Genomic DNA, 15,676 nt, shown 5'->3' on the forward strand with positions numbered 1-15,676 from the left:
AGGACAAGGACGAGACGATGAAGACGCTGCTCTTGACGCTTTGCCTGTCGCTCGCCCCTCTTTCCGCACCGCTTGCCGAAACCCTGCATTTCGTGACGGAGGAATACGCCCCGTTCAACTATTCCAGGGACGGCAGGATCACCGGCATCGCCGTCGAGCAGGTCGCCGCGATCACCAAGGCGGCGGGCATCGACTACACGATCGAGATCATGCCCTGGGCCCGCGCCTTCGCTTTGGCGGAGAACCAGCCGATGAACTGCGTCTTCACGGCCGGCTACAACCGTGAACGCGCCGGCCGCTTCGCCTGGGTCAATCCCCTTCTGAAGGACGAGATGGTGCTCCTGAAGCGCAAGGACGGCAGCAAGGGGCCGGACAGCATGCAGGAGGCGCTCACCATGAAGGTCGGCTCGCAGCGCGGCGACTTCGCCGTCGAGGCGCTGGAGGATCTCGGCTTCAAGGATATCGACCTTGCCGTCGACATCGACATCTCGGTGCGCAAGCTGCTCTCCGGCCGCATCGACCTGATGCCGACCTCGATCAAGACCTATGAGAACCTGGTCAACCAGGGCCAGCCGGTCGAGAAGGCCATGCTGATGGCCGGCCAGATCTACGGCCTCGCCTGCCACAAGGACACGCCGCCCGACCTCATCACGCGGCTGCAGGCGGCGCTCGACCAGCTCATCGTCAGCGGCGAGCAGGATCGCATCTTCGCCGCCTACGGCCTGCCGCCGAACACGCGCACGGCCGATGGCGGCGCGAAGAAATGATCGCGGGCGGTTGACTTCCGGCCGCTTTCGCGGTGGTGAAGGCGGGACAGATCCTTTTGGCGGACCATTCCATGCAGATCATCGCGGGGCTCGGTAATCCGGGCGCAAAATATGCGGGCAACCGCCACAATATCGGCTTCATGGCGCTGGATGCGATCCACCGCAAGAACCCGTTCTCGCCCTGGTCGAAGAAGTTCAAGGCGGAAATCTCCGAGGGCGAGCTTGCCGGCGAGAAGGTGCTGCTCGTCAAGCCGCAGACCTTCATGAACCTGTCCGGCGAATCCGTCGGCGAGGCGATGCGCTTCTACAAGCTCGCCCCCAAGGACATCGTCGCGATCTACGACGAGCTGGACCTTGCCCCCGGCAAGGCGCGCATCAAGGTCGGCGGCGGCCATGGCGGGCACAACGGCATCAAGTCGATCGACGCCCATTGCGGCAAGGACTACCGGCGCCTGCGCCTCGGCATCGGCCATCCGGGCGCAAAGGAACTCGTCACCCACCATGTGCTCGGCGATTTCGCCAAGGCCGACCATGGCTGGCTCGATCCGCTGCTCGACGAGCTCGCCCTCAATGCCGACATGCTGGTGCGGGGAGAGGATTCGCAGCTGATGAACAAGCTCGCGCTCGCTACCGGCAGCAAACCGGAAGCGGAAAAGGCACCCGCGCAGAAGCCGGCCGGCCAGTCGCACATCCGCCAGGCGCGCAACCACGCCCAACCGAAAATCCTGCCGACGACGGGGCCGATGGCGGAGATGCTGAAAAAGCTGCTCGGCAACAAGGGCGAGTAGGACCTACAGCCAGCGGATCGTTTCGAGCCGGTAGAGGAAAAGGTCCCACAGCCAGGCAAGCGCCGTCTCGATGCCTTGGGCGACAAGGCCGGAGGCGCCGTCGGAAAACAGCATGACGGCGAGGCCGGCAAGGCCGCAGCCGACCGTCGCGTTCCGGAAATTCCGCCAGGAATCGAGCCGGTAGTAACCCGCATCGTCATATTCGGTGCCGAAGATCCGGTCGTTCCAGTCGTAGCCGTCGCTGACGACGAGATCGAGCGTCGTCCGGTCGGAAAGCCGGTCGGGAAAGACATTGAAGACGGCGCGGCAGACGTGCCCGATCGCCCCCACAAGAAGGAAGAACACGAAGGCGACGGCATAGTGCCAGGTGGCGGCTTCTTCGATCATGGCCGCAGCATGGGCGAAGACCGCTAATATCGGATGAAGCCTATTCCTCCGGCTCGGTCTGGAAGAGCAGCGGGAAACCCGCCTCCTTCGCCAGGTCCGTCGCCTCCTTCGCCTTGGTCTCGGCGATGTCGCGGGCGCAGACGACCACGACGGACGTGCCCATCTTGTGCGCGGTCATCATCACCCGGTAGCTCGTCTCCTCCGCCATGCGGAAGACGGCTTTCAGCACCAGCACGACGAATTCGCGCGGCGTATAGTCGTCGTTGACGAGAATGACCTTGTAGAGCCTCGGCCGTTCCAGCTTCGGCTTCGTCACGGTTTTCGGGGTCAGGGTCGTGTCACCATTGCTCATGGGAAGCTCCTCGTATTCCGGCTTCGAGCGGTGTGCGGCCCATTGTGCACCGCAGGAGAGGCGACTTCAAGGCCCGCGCGGCCCGAAGCCCTTGACCCTGCCCCCGCCATCCCCCATAGCGATGGCAACGATTTTCTAAGACGAATGGACCACCTTCCATGGGCTTCAAATGCGGTATCGTCGGTCTGCCGAATGTCGGCAAGTCGACCCTCTTCAACGCGCTGACCAAGACGGCGGCGGCGCAAGCGGCCAACTATCCCTTCTGCACCATCGAGCCGAACACCGGCGAAGTGGCGGTTCCCGATCCGCGCATGAAGGCGCTCGCCGCCATCGCCGGCTCCAAGGAGATCATCCCGACCCGCATCTCCTTCGTCGACATCGCCGGCCTTGTGCGCGGCGCCTCGAAGGGCGAAGGCCTCGGCAACAAGTTCCTCGCCAACATCCGCGAAGTCGATGCGGTCGTGCATGTGCTGCGCTGCTTCGAGGACGATGACATCACCCATGTCGAGGGCCGCATCAACCCGGTGGGCGACGCCGACACGATCGAGACCGAGCTGATGCTCGCCGACCTCGAAAGCCTGGAGCGCCGCGTCGAGCAGACGCGCAAACGCGCCACCGGCAAGGACAAGGAGTCCATCGCGCAGCTGCCGATCATGGAAGCCGTGGTGAAGCTGCTGAACGAGGGCAAGCCGGCCCGCCTTCTCCTGAAGACGCTGGCGCCCGAGGAGATCGAGGTCCTGAAGGGCCTCAACCTCCTCACCTCGCACCCGGTCCTCTATGTCTGCAACGTCGCGGAGGCCGACGCCTCGACAGGCAACGAGCACACCGAGGCCGTTGCCGCCATGGCGAAGGAACAGGGCGCCGAATGCGTCATCATCTCGGCGGCGATCGAATCCGAGGTCGCCCAGCTTCCGGAAGAGGAAGCGGCCGAATTCCTCTCCGCGCTCGGCCTCGAGGAAGCGGGCCTCGACCGGCTCATCCGCGCCGGCTACCACCTGCTCGACCTCATCACCTATTTCACGGTCGGCCCGAAGGAGACCCGCGCCTGGACCATCGTGCGCGGCACCAAGGCCCCGCAGGCCGCCGGCGTCATCCACACGGATTTCGAGCGCGGCTTCATCCGCGCCTTCACCATCTCCTATGACGACTACATCGCCTACAAGGGCGAAGTCGGCGCCAAGGAAGCCGGCAAGGGCCGCGACGAAGGCAAGGAATATGTGGTGCAGGATGGCGACGTCATCCACTTCCGCTTCAATACGTAAACACCCATGACGGACGCGCAGCTGACCTTCGAGGATTTCACGCCCGGCCGCCGCTTCGATTTCGCGGAGCGGACGCTGACGGCGGACGAGATCATCGCCTTCGCGCGGGAATTCGATCCCCAGCCCATGCATCTCGACGAGGAAGCCGGCCGCACCAGCATCCTCGGCGGGCTCGCCGCGTCCGGCTGGCACACCAGCGCCGTCATGATGCGCATGCTCTACGAGGCCTATATCCGCGGCTCCACCTCGGAGGGCTCGCCGGGTGTCGATGCCATGGAATGGAAGCGCCCGGTGCTCGCCGGCGACACGCTCGGCGGCCATTGCGAGGTGCTGGATGCGCGCGTCTCGCGCTCGCGGCCTGAGATCGGCATCGTGCGCATGCGCGCCACGGTGACGAACCAGCGCGGGGAAACGGTCGCGCTCTGCGAATATATCAACATGATGCGCCTTGCCGAAAAGGGAGCCGACCATGCGCATGGCTGAGCTCTACGCCTTCGGCGAGGCCGTCGAGATCGGCAGCCTCACCTTCACCGCCGAAGACATCATCCGCTTCGCCAGGGATTTCGACCCGCAGCCCTTCCATCTCGATGCGGAACTGGCCAGGCACGCGCTGTTCGGCGGCCTCTGCGCCTCCGGCTGGCATTCCAGCGCAGGGTGGATGAAATGCTTCGTGCCCTTCTGGACGGGCGAATGCCGGCGGCTCGCCGCCGAGGGGATCGCGCCTCCGAAGCTCGGCCCCTCCCCGGGCTTCACGAACCTGCGCTGGCTGAAGCCGGTCTTCGCCGGCGACACGATCACCTATTCGGTGACGCTGACGGCCTCGCGCGAACTCGCCTCGCGGCCGGGCCGGCTGATCAATACGATTTTGTGTGCGGGAAGGAACCAGAATGGCGAGCCGGTCATCCGGTTCGAGAGCACGGTTCTGGAATTCGTCTGAACCGCACGTTCGGTTTGCCCCTCACCCTAACCCTCTCCCCGCAAGCGGGGAGAGGGAACTTGCCCCATGAACAGTATGGGCTGGGGAAACCGGCGCGGCCTATCCTTTCGCCCCGCTTGCGGGGAGAAGGTGGCCGGCAGGCCGGATGAGGGGCGACACGGCAGATCGCGGGCAGCTATGCTCAATGCCCGTCGAACGCCACCAGCGTGCGCACTTCCACGTCGAGCGCTTCAAGCTTCTTCCGCCCGCCGAGTTCCGGCAGGTCGATGACGAAACAGGCCGCGACGATATCCGCCCCCATCTGGCGCAGCAGCTTCACCGCCGCCTCCGCCGTGCCGCCGGTGGCGATCAGGTCGTCGACGAGGATGACCTTCTCGCCCGGCCTGATGGCATCCTTGTGCATCTCCATCTCGTCCACGCCGTATTCCAGGCTATAGGCGATGCGCACGGTCTCGTGCGGCAGCTTGCCCTTCTTGCGGATCGGCACGAAGCCGGTCGACAGCTGGTGTGCCATGGCGCCGCCGAGGATGAAGCCGCGCGCCTCGATCCCGGCGACCTTGGCAACGCCGATGCCCGCATAGGGATGCACCAGCTCGTCCACCGCGCGGCGGAAGGCGCGCGGATTGCCGAGCAGCGTGGTGATGTCGCGGAACATGACGCCGGGCTTGGGGTAATCCGGGATGTTGCGGATTGCGGCGACGAGTTCATTTTCGAGTGCGGACATGGGAATTCCAACTGCGGAGGGCTTTTTCCGGTTATTGCAGGTGCGGCATCGCCCCACAACAAAAAAGGCGGCCCGAAGGCCGCCTTTCGACAGAGCGGCAGGACCGCTCAGTGTTCCTTGTTCGCATAGACCGACTTCTTCGTCAGGTAGATCAGGCCGGTGAAGATCACCAAAAAGACCATGACCATGAAGCCGGTGCGCTTGCGGTCCTCCAGGTGCGGCTCGGCGGCCCACATCAGGAAGGCGGAAACGTCATGCGCATACTGATCCACCGTCTGCGGCGAACCGTCGTCATAGGTGACCTGGTCGTCGGAGATCGGCTTGGCCATGGCGAGCGCCGCGGCGTTTGCGAAATACGGGTTGTAGTGCGTGCCTTCGGCCACCTCGACATGCGCCGGCGGCTCTTCGTCATAGCCGGTCAGCAGCGAGTAGATGTAGTCCGGGCCGCCTTCCTGGTACTGGGTGAAGATGTCGAAGACGAATTGCGGGAAGCCGCGGGTGATGCCGCGCGCCTTGGCGATCAGCGAGAAGTCCGGCGGGGCCGCGCCATTGTTCGAAGCGGCGGCCGCCTCGTGGTTGGCGTAGGGCGACGGGAAGTAGTCGGACGGAACGGCCTTGCGGGTGAACATCTCACCGTCGCTGTTCGGGCCGTCCTCGACCTCGTAGTTCGCCGCGAATGCCTTCACCTGGGCTTCCGAGTAGCCGAGACCTTCCAGCGTGCGGAAGGAGACGAGGCTCATCGAGTGGCAGGCAGAACAGACTTCGGTATAGACCTTCAGGCCGCGCTGGAGCTGGCCCTTGTCATACTTGCCGAACGGGCCGGCGAAGCTCCAGTCCTGCTGCTTGGGCTTGTGGATCGGGTAGTGGGGCGTGGCGTGCTCCGCTTCGGCGCCACCGGCGGCATGCTCGTCCTGCGCGGTCGCGAAGGAGACGCCGATACCGGCGACGAGGGCGAGCGACAGAATGCCTGCAACAAGCTTTTTCATTGTCATGGTTCCTTTCGTCGCTCGCTATCAGGCTCTGGCCGCCTTGGCGTTCTTCTTTTCCAGAACCGCTTCCGTGATCGAATTCGGAATGCGCTTCGGGGTCTCGATCAGGCCGAGGATCGGCATGAGGACGATGAAGAAGCCAAAGTAGTAGACCGTGCCGAGCTGCGAGAGGATGACGTAGATGCCTTCGGCGGGCATGGCGCCGAGCCAGCCGAGCATGATGGCATTGGCCACGAAGATCCAGAAGAACAGCTTGTACCACGGACGGTAGACGGCGGAGCGAACCTTGGAGGTGTCGAGCCACGGCAGGAAGAAGAGGATGATGATCGAGCCGAACATCACCAGAACGCCGCCCAGCTTGGAGTCGATCGGGCCGATGTTGAAGGTGATGGCGCGCAGCATCGCGTAGAACGGCAGGTAGTACCATTCCGGAACGATGTGGGCGGGGGTCTTCAGCGGGTCGGCCGGGATGTAGTTGTCCGGGTGGCCGAGGTAGTTCGGCATGTAGAAGATGAACCAGGCGAAGACGATCAGGAAGACCGAGACGCCGAGGGCGTCCTTCAGCGTCGCGTAGGGCGTGAAGGCGACCGTGTCGGTCTTGGACTTCACCTCGACGCCCGTCGGGTTCGTCTGGCCGGTGACGTGCAGCGCCCAGACGTGCAGGACGACGACGCCGGCGATCATGAACGGCAGCAGGTAGTGCAGCGCGAAGAAGCGGTTCAGCGTCGGGTTGTCGACCGCGAAGCCGCCGAGCAGGAACTGCTGGATCCACTCGCCGACCCACGGGAAGGCCGAGAAGAAGCCGGTGATGACGGTCGCGCCCCAGAAGGACATCTGGCCCCAGGGCAGAACGTAGCCCATGAAGCCCGTCGCCATCATCAGGAGGTAGATGACGACGCCGAGGATCCAGAGGATTTCACGCGGCGCCTTGTAGGAGCCGTAGTAGAGGCCGCGGGCGATGTGGAGATAGACCGCGATGAAGAAGAAGGACGCGCCGTTGGCGTGCATGTAGCGCAGGAGCCAGCCGTGGTTCACGTCGCGCATGATCTTCTCGACCGAGTTGAACGCGACGGTGGTTTCGGCGGCATAATGCATGGCCAGCACGATGCCGGTCAGGATCTGCACGATCAGCATCACCGACAGCATGGCGCCGAAGGTATAGGCATAGTTCAGGTTGCGCGGGACCGGGTAGGACACGAAGCTGTCATGGATCATGCGCGGCAGAGGCAGCCGCGAATCGACCCATTTTTCGATGCCAGTCGTCGGCTGGTAGGTTGAATGTTCAGCACTCATTATCAGTAGTCCCCTCAACCGATCTTGATGACTGTGTCGGATACGAACGAGAAGGTCGGCACGGGCAGGTTCTCGGGGGCCGGACCCTTACGAATACGACCGGCGGTATCGTAGTGAGAACCATGGCAGGGACAGAACCATCCGCCGAAATCGCCGGCCTGGCCGAGCGGAACACAGCCGAGATGGGTGCAGGAGCCGATCATGACGATCCAGTTCTCCTTGCCCTCGCCGGCGGAGCGGTCGAGATCCGTCGCCTGGGCGTCGGAAGCGATGTTGGCGTTACGGGCGACCGGGTCCTTGAGGTCGGAAAGCTGGACGGCCTTGGCCTCCTCGACTTCCTTGTCGGTGCGGTTGCGGATGAAGACCGGCTTGCCGCGCCACTTGGCGGTCAGCGACATGCCCGGCTGCAGGCTGGAGACATCGACCTCGATGGAGGCGAGCGCCAGCGTGGACGCGTCCGGACGCATCTGGTCGATGAACGGCCAGGCAACCGCAACGCCGCCCACGACGCCCGCCATACCGGTGGTCAGGTAAAGAAAATCGCGGCGAGTGGGCTCGCCCAGGGATTCGCTTGTTGTCTCGTGTTCGCTCACGGCTAAACCATCCTCTCACGCAAAGTCTGCGGAAAACCGCAACGCCCCTTTGGAAACCGGCAAGATCCGGACACAATACGGCCATAGATTCCCCGTCAATCCGGCGCGTTCTATGCTTGATCGCAAATTATGTCCAGCCTTGGCAAGGGGAGGTGGGCACATTGTCGCGGGAAAAACGGGGCATCTTGACAAGGCGCAGGCATCGCCTTGAACATCCAGCGCTTCCGGGCTTGGAAAGGGCGTGGGAAACGACGCTTTGCGGTCCTATTGCGCCGCTTCCTCGTGGCCGAGGAACCCGCCCGACTGGCGCGACCAGAGATCCGCATAGAGCCCGCCGCGCGCGACGAGTTCCGCATGGGTCCCCTCCTCCACGATATGGCCGCGATCCATGACGATCAGCCGGTCGAGCGCGGCGATGGTGGACAGGCGATGGGCGATGGCGAGCACGGTCTTGCCGCGCATCAGGCGCTCGAGGTTCGACTGGATCGCCGCCTCTACCTCCGAATCGAGCGCCGAGGTCGCCTCGTCGAGCACGAGGATCGGCGCGTCCTTCAGCATGACGCGGGCAATGGCGATGCGCTGGCGCTGGCCGCCCGACAGCTTGACCCCGCGCTCGCCGACATGGGCGTCATAGCCCTTCCGGCCGCGCTGGTCCTCCAGGGCGAGGATGAAGTCGTGCGCCTCGGCCTTCCTTGCGGCCTCGATCATCTCGGCCTCGCTGGCGTCCGGATTGCCGAAGAGGATGTTGTCGCGGATCGAGCGGTGCAGCAGCGCGGTATCCTGGCTGACCATGCCGATATTGGCGCGCAGGCTCTCCTGCGTGACGGCGGCGATATCCTGCCCGCCGACGAGAATCCGCCCGCCTTCAAGGTCGTAGAAACGCAACAGCAGGTTGACCAGCGTCGACTTGCCGGCGCCGGAGCGGCCGACGATACCGACCTTCTCGCCGGGACGGATCGACAGCGTCAGGTCGTCGATGACGCCGGACGGACGGCCGTAGTGGAAGCGGATGGCTTCGAAGCGGATTTCGGGGCGGGCGACCTTCATCTCGACCGCGTCCGGCGTGTCGACGAGGCCGATCGGCTGGGAGATCAGGTCGGCGGAATTCTGGATCGTGCCGATGTTGCGCATGATGCTGTTGAGCTGCGTCATCAGCCGGTTGAGCAGGAAATTCAGCCTGAGCACCAGCGCCATGGTGAAGGCGACCGCGCCGGAACTGGCGATGCCGCCGAGCCACAGATGGATGGAGAGCACCGCCATGGCGACGATCATCAGCCCGGAGACGAAGGCCATGGAGGCGCGCACGCCCGTCAGGAAGCGGGTGAAATCGAGCGTGGTCTTCTGGAAGATGTCGAAGCCGCTGCGCATGTAGCGGTCGTTCGCCTCGTCGCGGCCGAAGAGCTTCAGCGTCTGGATGTTGGAATAGGCATCGACCATGCGGCCGCTGAGCATGGACGCGGCTTCGGCGGTCTGGCGCGAATGTTCGCGGATGCGCGGCACGAAGTAGCGCGCCAGCACGGAGAAGACCACGAGCCACACGCCGAGCACGGCGGCAAGCCGCCAGTCGAGCCCGCCGAGCAGCACCAGCGTCGAGGCCGTGTAGATCGTCACGAACCAGACGCTTTCCATGAAGGAGGTGATGACGTCGCCCGTCGCCTGCCCCGCCGACCAGACCTTCGTGACGATGCGGCCGGAGAAATCGTTCTGGAAGAAGGAGAGCGACTGGCGCGCGACATGCACATAGGACTGCCAGCGCACCAGATTGTAGAAGCCGGGCGTGATGACCTGCTGGTCGACGAGCGCCGTGAGGAACGTGACGACGAAGCGCGCGAGGCCGATCAGGCCCAGCATCATCAGGAGCTCCGGCCCGTGGGCGGCCATGAGGCCGCTCCACCCGTCCGCAGGCTTGACCGTCGCCAGGATATCGACCAGCCGCCCGACGAACCAGAAGGTCGCCGCCTCGATGCCCGCCGTGACGCCGCCGAGCACCAGCATCGCCGCAAACGGCGCCTTCGCCTGCCCGACATAGAACCAGATGAAGGCGAAGAGACCCTGCGGCGGGCGAAGGTCATCCCGCCGCGCGAAGGGCTGAATCCAGTTCTCGAACCAGGAGAAGAGCGGGCGGAAGATCATGCCTCCGATATAGGCGGTTTTTGACGGGGGACAAATTAAAGATTGGAAAGGTGGAGGGATCTGACAACGGTCGGCAATTCTCTTGATTTTCGAGGATTGTAATATTAAAGTTACAGATTAGATGACGCTCCTGATCAAGCAGACCGACACCTTTCGCAAATGGGAGCGGGCGCTCGACGACCGGAAAGCGCGCGCACTGATCGCCGCCCGGCTGAACCGGATCGCCTACGGCCTCATCGGCGATGTAAAATCCGTGGGAGACGGCATCAGCGAAATCCGCGTCCACTATGGCCCCGGATATCGCATCTATTTCACGCGGCGGGGCGACGAGATCATCGTGCTGCTCTGCGGCGGCGACAAGGGTTCACAGAGACGGGATATCGCCAAAGCCAAGACCTTGGCGGCCCAAGTGGATGAATGACATGAACGAGACACTGCACAGTTACGACCCGGCCGAGGCCCTCGGTTCCGACGAGGCGATCGACGTCTTCATGAAGGACGCGTTCGAGACGGGGGATGCGGGCTATATCGCACAGGCGCTCGGCGTCGTTGCGCGGGCCAAGGGCATGGGAAAGGTTGCGGAAGAGACCGGCCTTGCCCGGGAAGCGCTCTATCGTTCGCTTGCCAGCGACGGCAATCCAACCCTCAAGTCCATGCTGGCGGTCATGCGCGCCCTCGGGCTGGAGCTCACCTCCAAACGCACCGGCACGGATTGAAGGCGCCCCTTCCGCTGGAAAGGGCGCCCTCTTACCAGTTACTCCGCCGCCGCTTCCGCCTCGGCGTCGTCGGCGATGAAGCCGCCGGACTGGCGGGTCCAGAGGTCGGCGTAGATGCCGCCTTTGGCGACCAGTTCGGCATGGGTGCCGGTCTCGTGGAGACGACCCTTGTCGAGAACGACGAGACGGTCCATCTCGGTCAGCGTCGAGAGGCGGTGGGCGATCGCGATCACCGTCTTGCCCTGCATCAGGGCGAAGAGGTTTTCCTGGATCGCCGCCTCGACCTCCGAATCGAGCGCCGAGGTCGCCTCGTCCAGCACCAGGATCGGCGCGTCCTTGAGGAAGACACGGGCGATCGCGATGCGCTGGCGCTGGCCGCCGGAGAGCTTGACACCGCGCTCGCCGACCTGGGCATCGAGGCCCGTGCGACCGTGCTGGTCGACGAGACCTTCGATGAAGTCCCAGGCATTGGCGCGCTTCGCCGCCTCGATGATCTCCGCATCGCTCGCCTCCGGCTTGCCGTAGGCGATGTTGTCGCGGATCGAGCGGTGCAGCAGGGAGGTGTCCTGCGTGACCACGCCGATCTGCGAGCGCAGGCTGTCCTGCGTCACCGTCGCGATATCCTTGCCGTCGATGGTTATCTTGCCGGATTCGAGGTCGTAGAACCGGAGCAGCACGTTCATCAGCGTCGTCTTGCCGGCGCCGGAGCGGCCGACGAGGCCGACCTTCTCCCCTGCCCCGATCCTGAGCGACAGGTCCTCGATCACGCCCTTGTTCTTGCCGTAGTGGAAGCGGACATGATCGAAGTCGATCGCGCCCTTGGCGGCCGGCAGGGCCGGTGCCTGCGGCGCATCCATGATGTCGTGCGGCTTGGTCATCATGCCCATGCCGTCATAGACCGTGCCGATGTTCTCGAAGAGCGCGGTCACTTCCCACATCACCCATTGCGACATGCCGTTGATGCGCATGGCAAGGCCGACCGCCACCGCCACGGCGCCGACGGACACGTCGCCGGACATCCAGAAATAGATGCCGATCGCCGTCGTACCGAACAGCGCGATGACATTGTTGATGTCGATCACGATGTTGAACAGGGTGATGAGCCGCATCTGCTTGTGCACGGTCTGCAGGAACGCGTCCATGCCTTCGCGGGCATAGCTCTCCTCCCGGCCGGCATGCGAGAACAGCTTCACCGTCGCGATGTTGGTGTAGCTGTCGACGATGCGGCCCGTCATCATCGAGCGCGCATCGGCCTGCTCGCGGGAGATGACCATGAGCTTGGGCACGAAGTAGCGCAGGATGCCGAGATAGATCACCAGCCAGACGAGCAGCGGCACGACGAGCCGCATCTCCGCCGAGGCGATGATCGCGATCATCGAGATGAAGTAGCTCACCACGTAGATGAAGACGTCGATGATCTTCATCACCGCCTCGCGCACGGCAAGCGCCGTCTGCATCACCTTCGTCGAGACGCGGCCGGCGAACTCGTTGGAGAAGAAGGTCATGCTCTGGCGGATGAGGTAACGGTGCATCTGCCAGCGGGCGATCATCGGGAAATTGCCCGCGAGCGCCTGGTGCATGGTCATGGTGTGCAGCGCGCCGAAACCGGGGATGATCAAGAGCAGCAGCGCCGCCATCCACACGAGCGTGTCGCCCTCGCGGGCGAGGAACGTGCCGGGATCACCGGCCGAAAGCCAGTCGACGATGCTGCCGAGGAACTGGAACAGCACGACCTCGGCGATGCCGAGCACCATGGAGCAGAAACCGAGCAGGGCCAGCCAAGGGGCGGCCGGGCGCGTATAGTGCCACAGGAAGGCGAAAAGGCCCTTCGGGGGCAGCGAGGGCGCCTCGGAAGGATAGGGATTCAAACGTCTTTCGAACCAGCCGAACATGGCTTTCTCCGTAATAGAAAGACGGAACCGGCACGGACGGCGCAAAACGGGCGCGGTCGGGAACGGGGTTCCGGCAGGATTGCCGTGGGGCGACGAAAAGCGTCACACGACGAAGTAAAATGAAGAAACGGTGGGAATCTTGGTGGCGAAACGCCTACGCGAGAAGAGGCGTCAATCCAGCCGGGAGGCGCGGTCGATACATGGTATCCATAATGATCCTCCCTTTTCTCGCGTTGAAGATGCGCCTTGGTTAGCGCGAAACGACGCAATTTGCCAGCCGCTTTGTCGCAATTTCGTCTTTCCGGCCAATTCTGTTGCCCTGCCGCCACATCCGCGATGGCATCCCGCCGCTTTTCGCCGAAAGGCGGGTCGGCACCATCTTTTTGTCTTTCCGCAATTTTTAAGACAAAACCGCTTCGCACCTTGGCCGGAATTGCTGTAGGCGAGGCCGTATGTCCGCACTTCGCATCGCCCTCTACCAGCCCGACATTGCCGGCAATACCGGCACGATCCTGCGTTTCGCCGCCTGCCTCGGCCTTTCCGTCGACATCATCGAGCCGGCCGGCTTCGATATTTCCGACCGCAGCCTCAAGCGGGCCGGCATGGATTACCTTGCCGCCGTGACGCTGACGCGACATGTCAACTGGGAGCGATACGAGGCGTGGCGGCGGGAAAGCGGCTGCCGCCTCGTGCTCGCCTCGACCAAGGCCGCCCAACGCTACACGGATTTCGCCTACCGGCCGACCGACATCCTGCTCTTCGGCCGCGAAAGCGCCGGCGTGCCGGACCACGTGCATGACAGGGCGGACGGCCGGGTGCTCATTCCCATGGTCGAGGGGCAGCGCTCCATCAATGTCGCGCTCGCCGCCGCGATGATCGGCGGCGAGGCCCTGCGCCAGACGGGTTTTGCCTGACCGCACGCATTTCCGCTCCGTCCCGAATCGCAAAAGCGCTCCGCCTTTCCGGCCTCGCGCGGCTACGGGAATCGCCCTAGCCATCACCCGGCCACAACCAGCGCAACGCGAAGGCCACGACGCCGAAGGCGAGCACGATGGCGCCGACAATGGCGTAGGCGCCGTCGTAACCCGATACGGCGATCAGCGGCTGCGAGACGACGGGCGAGAGGAACTGGCCGGCAAAGATGCTGGACACCAGGAGGCCCGAGACGCGGCCACGCCGGGCCGGCGGAGCGAGCAGCATCGCGGCGGCCGCGAAATTCGGCATGATCGTGCCCATGCAGACACCGGAGACGGCCATGGCCGCGAGCACGCCGGCATAGCTTTCCGCCCCCGAGAGCAGCAGGAACGAAAAGCCGGCCGAGACGAAGCCGAGGCCGAAGACGCCCATGATGCCGGCAAGGCGCCGGAAGGGCGCGAAGGCAAGCGCGCTCACCACGCCGACGAACTGGCCCGCGCCGATCGCCGTGCCGGCAAGGCTCGGGGCGGCAAAGCCGAGCGTTTCGAGGTAGAAGGGAAGCTGCGTCGGGATCATGTAGAAGGCGATCATGTTGACCGCGGCGGCGAGGAACAGCAAGGCGAGCAATGCGGTGGCGCGACCGCCGAGCCGGTCCGCCCCGGTGGCGGGGCCGGCCGGCCGCGCGCGGCGCGGCTCCGGCAGGAAGGCGAGCGCCGCCGGCACCAGCAGGACCGCCACCGTGTAGATGAGGAACGGCCCGCGCCAGTGGACCTCCGCAAGGAAACCGCCGCCGGTGAGGAAAATCGTGCCGCCGACGCCGACGAAGGCCTGTTGCAGGCCCATGTAGCGATCGCGCGCCGCGCCCTGGAAGAAATCGCCGACCAGCGCCGTCGTCGCCGTCATGATGCCGCCGACGGCAATGCCGAGCGCGGCACGCCCGACCAGAAGGCCGGGCAGCGTATCGAGGACGAGGCCGGACGCCCCCGCAATGGCGAACAGCGCGAGCGAGACCGTGAGCAGCGGCTTGCGGCCGAAACGATCGACCAGGAAGCCGGCCGCCGGAGAGAACAGCGCGATTAAGACCGCAGGCAGCGTCAGCACCAGCCGGCTGAGCAGCGCGACATTCTCCACATCGGCGAACCGCGCCGCGATGCCCGGCAGCGAGGCGGAAATCGTCGCGCCGGACATGATGGTGAGCGTGCTGATGAAGAGCAGCGTCGAATTGCGCCGGAGATCTGCCGGGGAGCGGGCGACCTCCGCTGCCGCATAGTGTTCCGGCTTCATGCTGCGGCCTCGTCATAGCGCGTCGCGATGCGCGCCGCCTTCAGCGCGTTCGCCCACCAGGTCAGGCGCTTCATCAGGACGGCAAGCTGGCCGTTGAGCTGGCCTTGTCGGAAGGGGTTGCCGACCGGGTCGAAATGCGTCCAGGCATGGGCAAGGCTCACCGTCTCGCGGATCGCCACCGCATGCAGCTCGGCAAAGACCAGCCGAAGCTGCTCGACGGCGCGCAGGCCGCCGGAGACGCCGCCATAGGCGATGAAGGCGATCGGCTTGGCATGCCAGGGGCGGAAGCAGCTGTCGATGATCGCCTTCAACGCCGCCGGATAGGCATGGTTGTATTCCGGCGTGACGATCAGGAAGGCATCCGCCTGCGAAATCCGGCTTTCGACCAGCTCCGCCGAGGCCTCGTCGAGGCCGCCGGGCGTGAAGGCCAGCTCCATCGGGTCGATGCGCACGATGTTGAACTGGCCGAAACCGGCGAGTTCAGGCTCCAGCCATCCCGCGATCGTATCGGCAAAGCGCCCTTCGCGACCGCTGCCATAGATGAGGGCGATCGTCAGTCTGTCAGTCATGCGGCGGCTCCGTCTTGGAAATGCGAGGAGCCGCTGGTATAAAACCTCAACTTAAGTTGAGGTCAACAGCCATGA

18 protein-coding genes are annotated in these 15,676 nt (G+C 64.5%); 8 read left to right on the forward strand and 10 right to left on the reverse strand.

Features of this window, described 5'->3' with window-relative positions; translation table 11 throughout:
- The first annotated feature begins 17 nt into the window (after positions 1-17).
- Positions 18-767: a substrate-binding periplasmic protein gene (locus tag AABF56_RS11890; protein WP_272806076.1), complete on the forward strand. Its 750-nt coding sequence runs from the start codon at positions 18-20 to the stop codon at positions 765-767.
- Between the two features lie 71 nt (positions 768-838).
- Entirely contained in the window at positions 839-1,555 is a 717-nt protein-coding gene (gene pth / locus AABF56_RS11895; protein WP_272806077.1) for an aminoacyl-tRNA hydrolase, read from the forward strand.
- A 3-nt stretch (positions 1,556-1,558) separates the two neighbouring features.
- Here the strand turns inward: pth and AABF56_RS11900 are convergent, their stop codons facing one another.
- Together AABF56_RS11900 and clpS are read right to left on the reverse strand one after the other, a co-directional pair.
- Positions 1,559-1,942, reverse strand: a complete 384-nt coding sequence (locus AABF56_RS11900) for a hypothetical protein (protein WP_272806078.1) — start codon at positions 1,940-1,942, stop codon at positions 1,559-1,561.
- 40 nt (positions 1,943-1,982) lie between these two features.
- Complete coding sequence (gene clpS, locus AABF56_RS11905; RefSeq protein ID WP_244767021.1) at positions 1,983-2,294, reverse strand: ATP-dependent Clp protease adapter ClpS; 312 nt, start codon at positions 2,292-2,294, stop codon at positions 1,983-1,985.
- A gap of 158 nt (positions 2,295-2,452) precedes the next feature.
- Here clpS and ychF point away from each other — a divergent pair, with 158 nt between their 5' ends.
- From ychF to AABF56_RS11920, 3 genes are read left to right on the forward strand one after another with little or no spacing between them, the layout of a single operon-like run.
- Positions 2,453-3,556, forward strand: a complete 1,104-nt coding sequence (gene ychF, locus AABF56_RS11910) for a redox-regulated ATPase YchF (protein ID WP_272806079.1) — start codon at positions 2,453-2,455, stop codon at positions 3,554-3,556.
- Between the two features lie 6 nt (positions 3,557-3,562).
- Complete coding sequence (locus AABF56_RS11915; RefSeq protein ID WP_244767023.1) at positions 3,563-4,039, forward strand: MaoC family dehydratase; 477 nt, start codon at positions 3,563-3,565, stop codon at positions 4,037-4,039.
- The gene (locus AABF56_RS11920; RefSeq protein ID WP_272806080.1) at positions 4,026-4,493 is read left to right on the forward strand and encodes a MaoC family dehydratase; all 468 of its coding nucleotides are present in this window, start codon (positions 4,026-4,028) and stop codon (positions 4,491-4,493) included. The genes AABF56_RS11915 and AABF56_RS11920 overlap by 14 nt, the downstream gene beginning before the upstream one ends.
- 181 nt (positions 4,494-4,674) lie before the next feature.
- Here AABF56_RS11920 and AABF56_RS11925 read toward each other — a convergent pair whose 3' ends face one another.
- From AABF56_RS11925 to AABF56_RS11945, 5 genes are all read right to left on the reverse strand, one after another.
- Positions 4,675-5,217 (reverse strand): adenine phosphoribosyltransferase, encoded by a 543-nt coding sequence (locus AABF56_RS11925; protein ID WP_272806081.1) that lies wholly within the window; start codon positions 5,215-5,217, stop codon positions 4,675-4,677.
- A gap of 107 nt (positions 5,218-5,324) precedes the next feature.
- Positions 5,325-6,203: a cytochrome c1 gene (locus tag AABF56_RS11930; protein WP_272806082.1), complete on the reverse strand. Its 879-nt coding sequence runs from the start codon at positions 6,201-6,203 to the stop codon at positions 5,325-5,327.
- A 27-nt stretch (positions 6,204-6,230) separates the two neighbouring features.
- A complete protein-coding gene (locus AABF56_RS11935; protein WP_244767027.1) occupies positions 6,231-7,499 on the reverse strand; it encodes a cytochrome b in 1,269 nt (422 codons plus the stop codon).
- A 14-nt stretch (positions 7,500-7,513) separates the two neighbouring features.
- Positions 7,514-8,092 (reverse strand): ubiquinol-cytochrome c reductase iron-sulfur subunit, encoded by a 579-nt coding sequence (gene petA, locus AABF56_RS11940; RefSeq protein WP_244767028.1) that lies wholly within the window; start codon positions 8,090-8,092, stop codon positions 7,514-7,516.
- Between the two features lie 264 nt (positions 8,093-8,356).
- Positions 8,357-10,225 (reverse strand): ABC transporter ATP-binding protein, encoded by a 1,869-nt coding sequence (locus tag AABF56_RS11945; protein WP_272806083.1) that lies wholly within the window; start codon positions 10,223-10,225, stop codon positions 8,357-8,359.
- Positions 10,226-10,346: 121 nt separating this feature from the next.
- Here AABF56_RS11945 and AABF56_RS11950 point away from each other — a divergent pair, with 121 nt between their 5' ends.
- The gene (locus tag AABF56_RS11950; RefSeq protein WP_272806084.1) at positions 10,347-10,646 is read left to right on the forward strand and encodes a type II toxin-antitoxin system RelE/ParE family toxin; all 300 of its coding nucleotides are present in this window, start codon (positions 10,347-10,349) and stop codon (positions 10,644-10,646) included.
- A 1-nt stretch (position 10,647) separates the two neighbouring features.
- Complete coding sequence (locus AABF56_RS11955) at positions 10,648-10,941, forward strand: addiction module antidote protein (RefSeq protein ID WP_272806085.1); 294 nt, start codon at positions 10,648-10,650, stop codon at positions 10,939-10,941.
- Positions 10,942-10,979: 38 nt separating this feature from the next.
- On the opposite strand, the gene AABF56_RS11960 is transcribed toward AABF56_RS11955, so the two are convergent.
- Positions 10,980-12,833 carry an ABC transporter ATP-binding protein gene (locus AABF56_RS11960; protein WP_244767032.1) on the reverse strand — a complete coding sequence of 618 codons (1,854 nt, stop codon included), beginning with the start codon at positions 12,831-12,833 and terminating at the stop codon, positions 10,980-10,982.
- A 452-nt stretch (positions 12,834-13,285) separates the two neighbouring features.
- Between AABF56_RS11960 and AABF56_RS11965 the strand changes: the two genes are divergently transcribed.
- Positions 13,286-13,747 (forward strand): tRNA (cytidine(34)-2'-O)-methyltransferase, encoded by a 462-nt coding sequence (locus AABF56_RS11965; RefSeq protein WP_272806086.1) that lies wholly within the window; start codon positions 13,286-13,288, stop codon positions 13,745-13,747.
- 76 nt (positions 13,748-13,823) lie between these two features.
- Here the strand turns inward: AABF56_RS11965 and AABF56_RS11970 are convergent, their stop codons facing one another.
- Positions 13,824-15,032 carry an MFS transporter gene (locus tag AABF56_RS11970; RefSeq protein WP_272806087.1) on the reverse strand — a complete coding sequence of 403 codons (1,209 nt, stop codon included), beginning with the start codon at positions 15,030-15,032 and terminating at the stop codon, positions 13,824-13,826.
- A complete protein-coding gene (locus tag AABF56_RS11975) occupies positions 15,029-15,601 on the reverse strand; it encodes an NADPH-dependent FMN reductase (protein ID WP_272806088.1) in 573 nt (190 codons plus the stop codon). The genes AABF56_RS11970 and AABF56_RS11975 overlap by 4 nt, the downstream gene beginning before the upstream one ends.
- Between the last annotated feature and the right edge of the window lie 75 nt (positions 15,602-15,676).

The organism is Shinella sp. WSC3-e (assembly GCF_945994535.1).
Lineage (GTDB): Bacteria > Pseudomonadota > Alphaproteobacteria > Rhizobiales > Rhizobiaceae > Shinella > Shinella yambaruensis.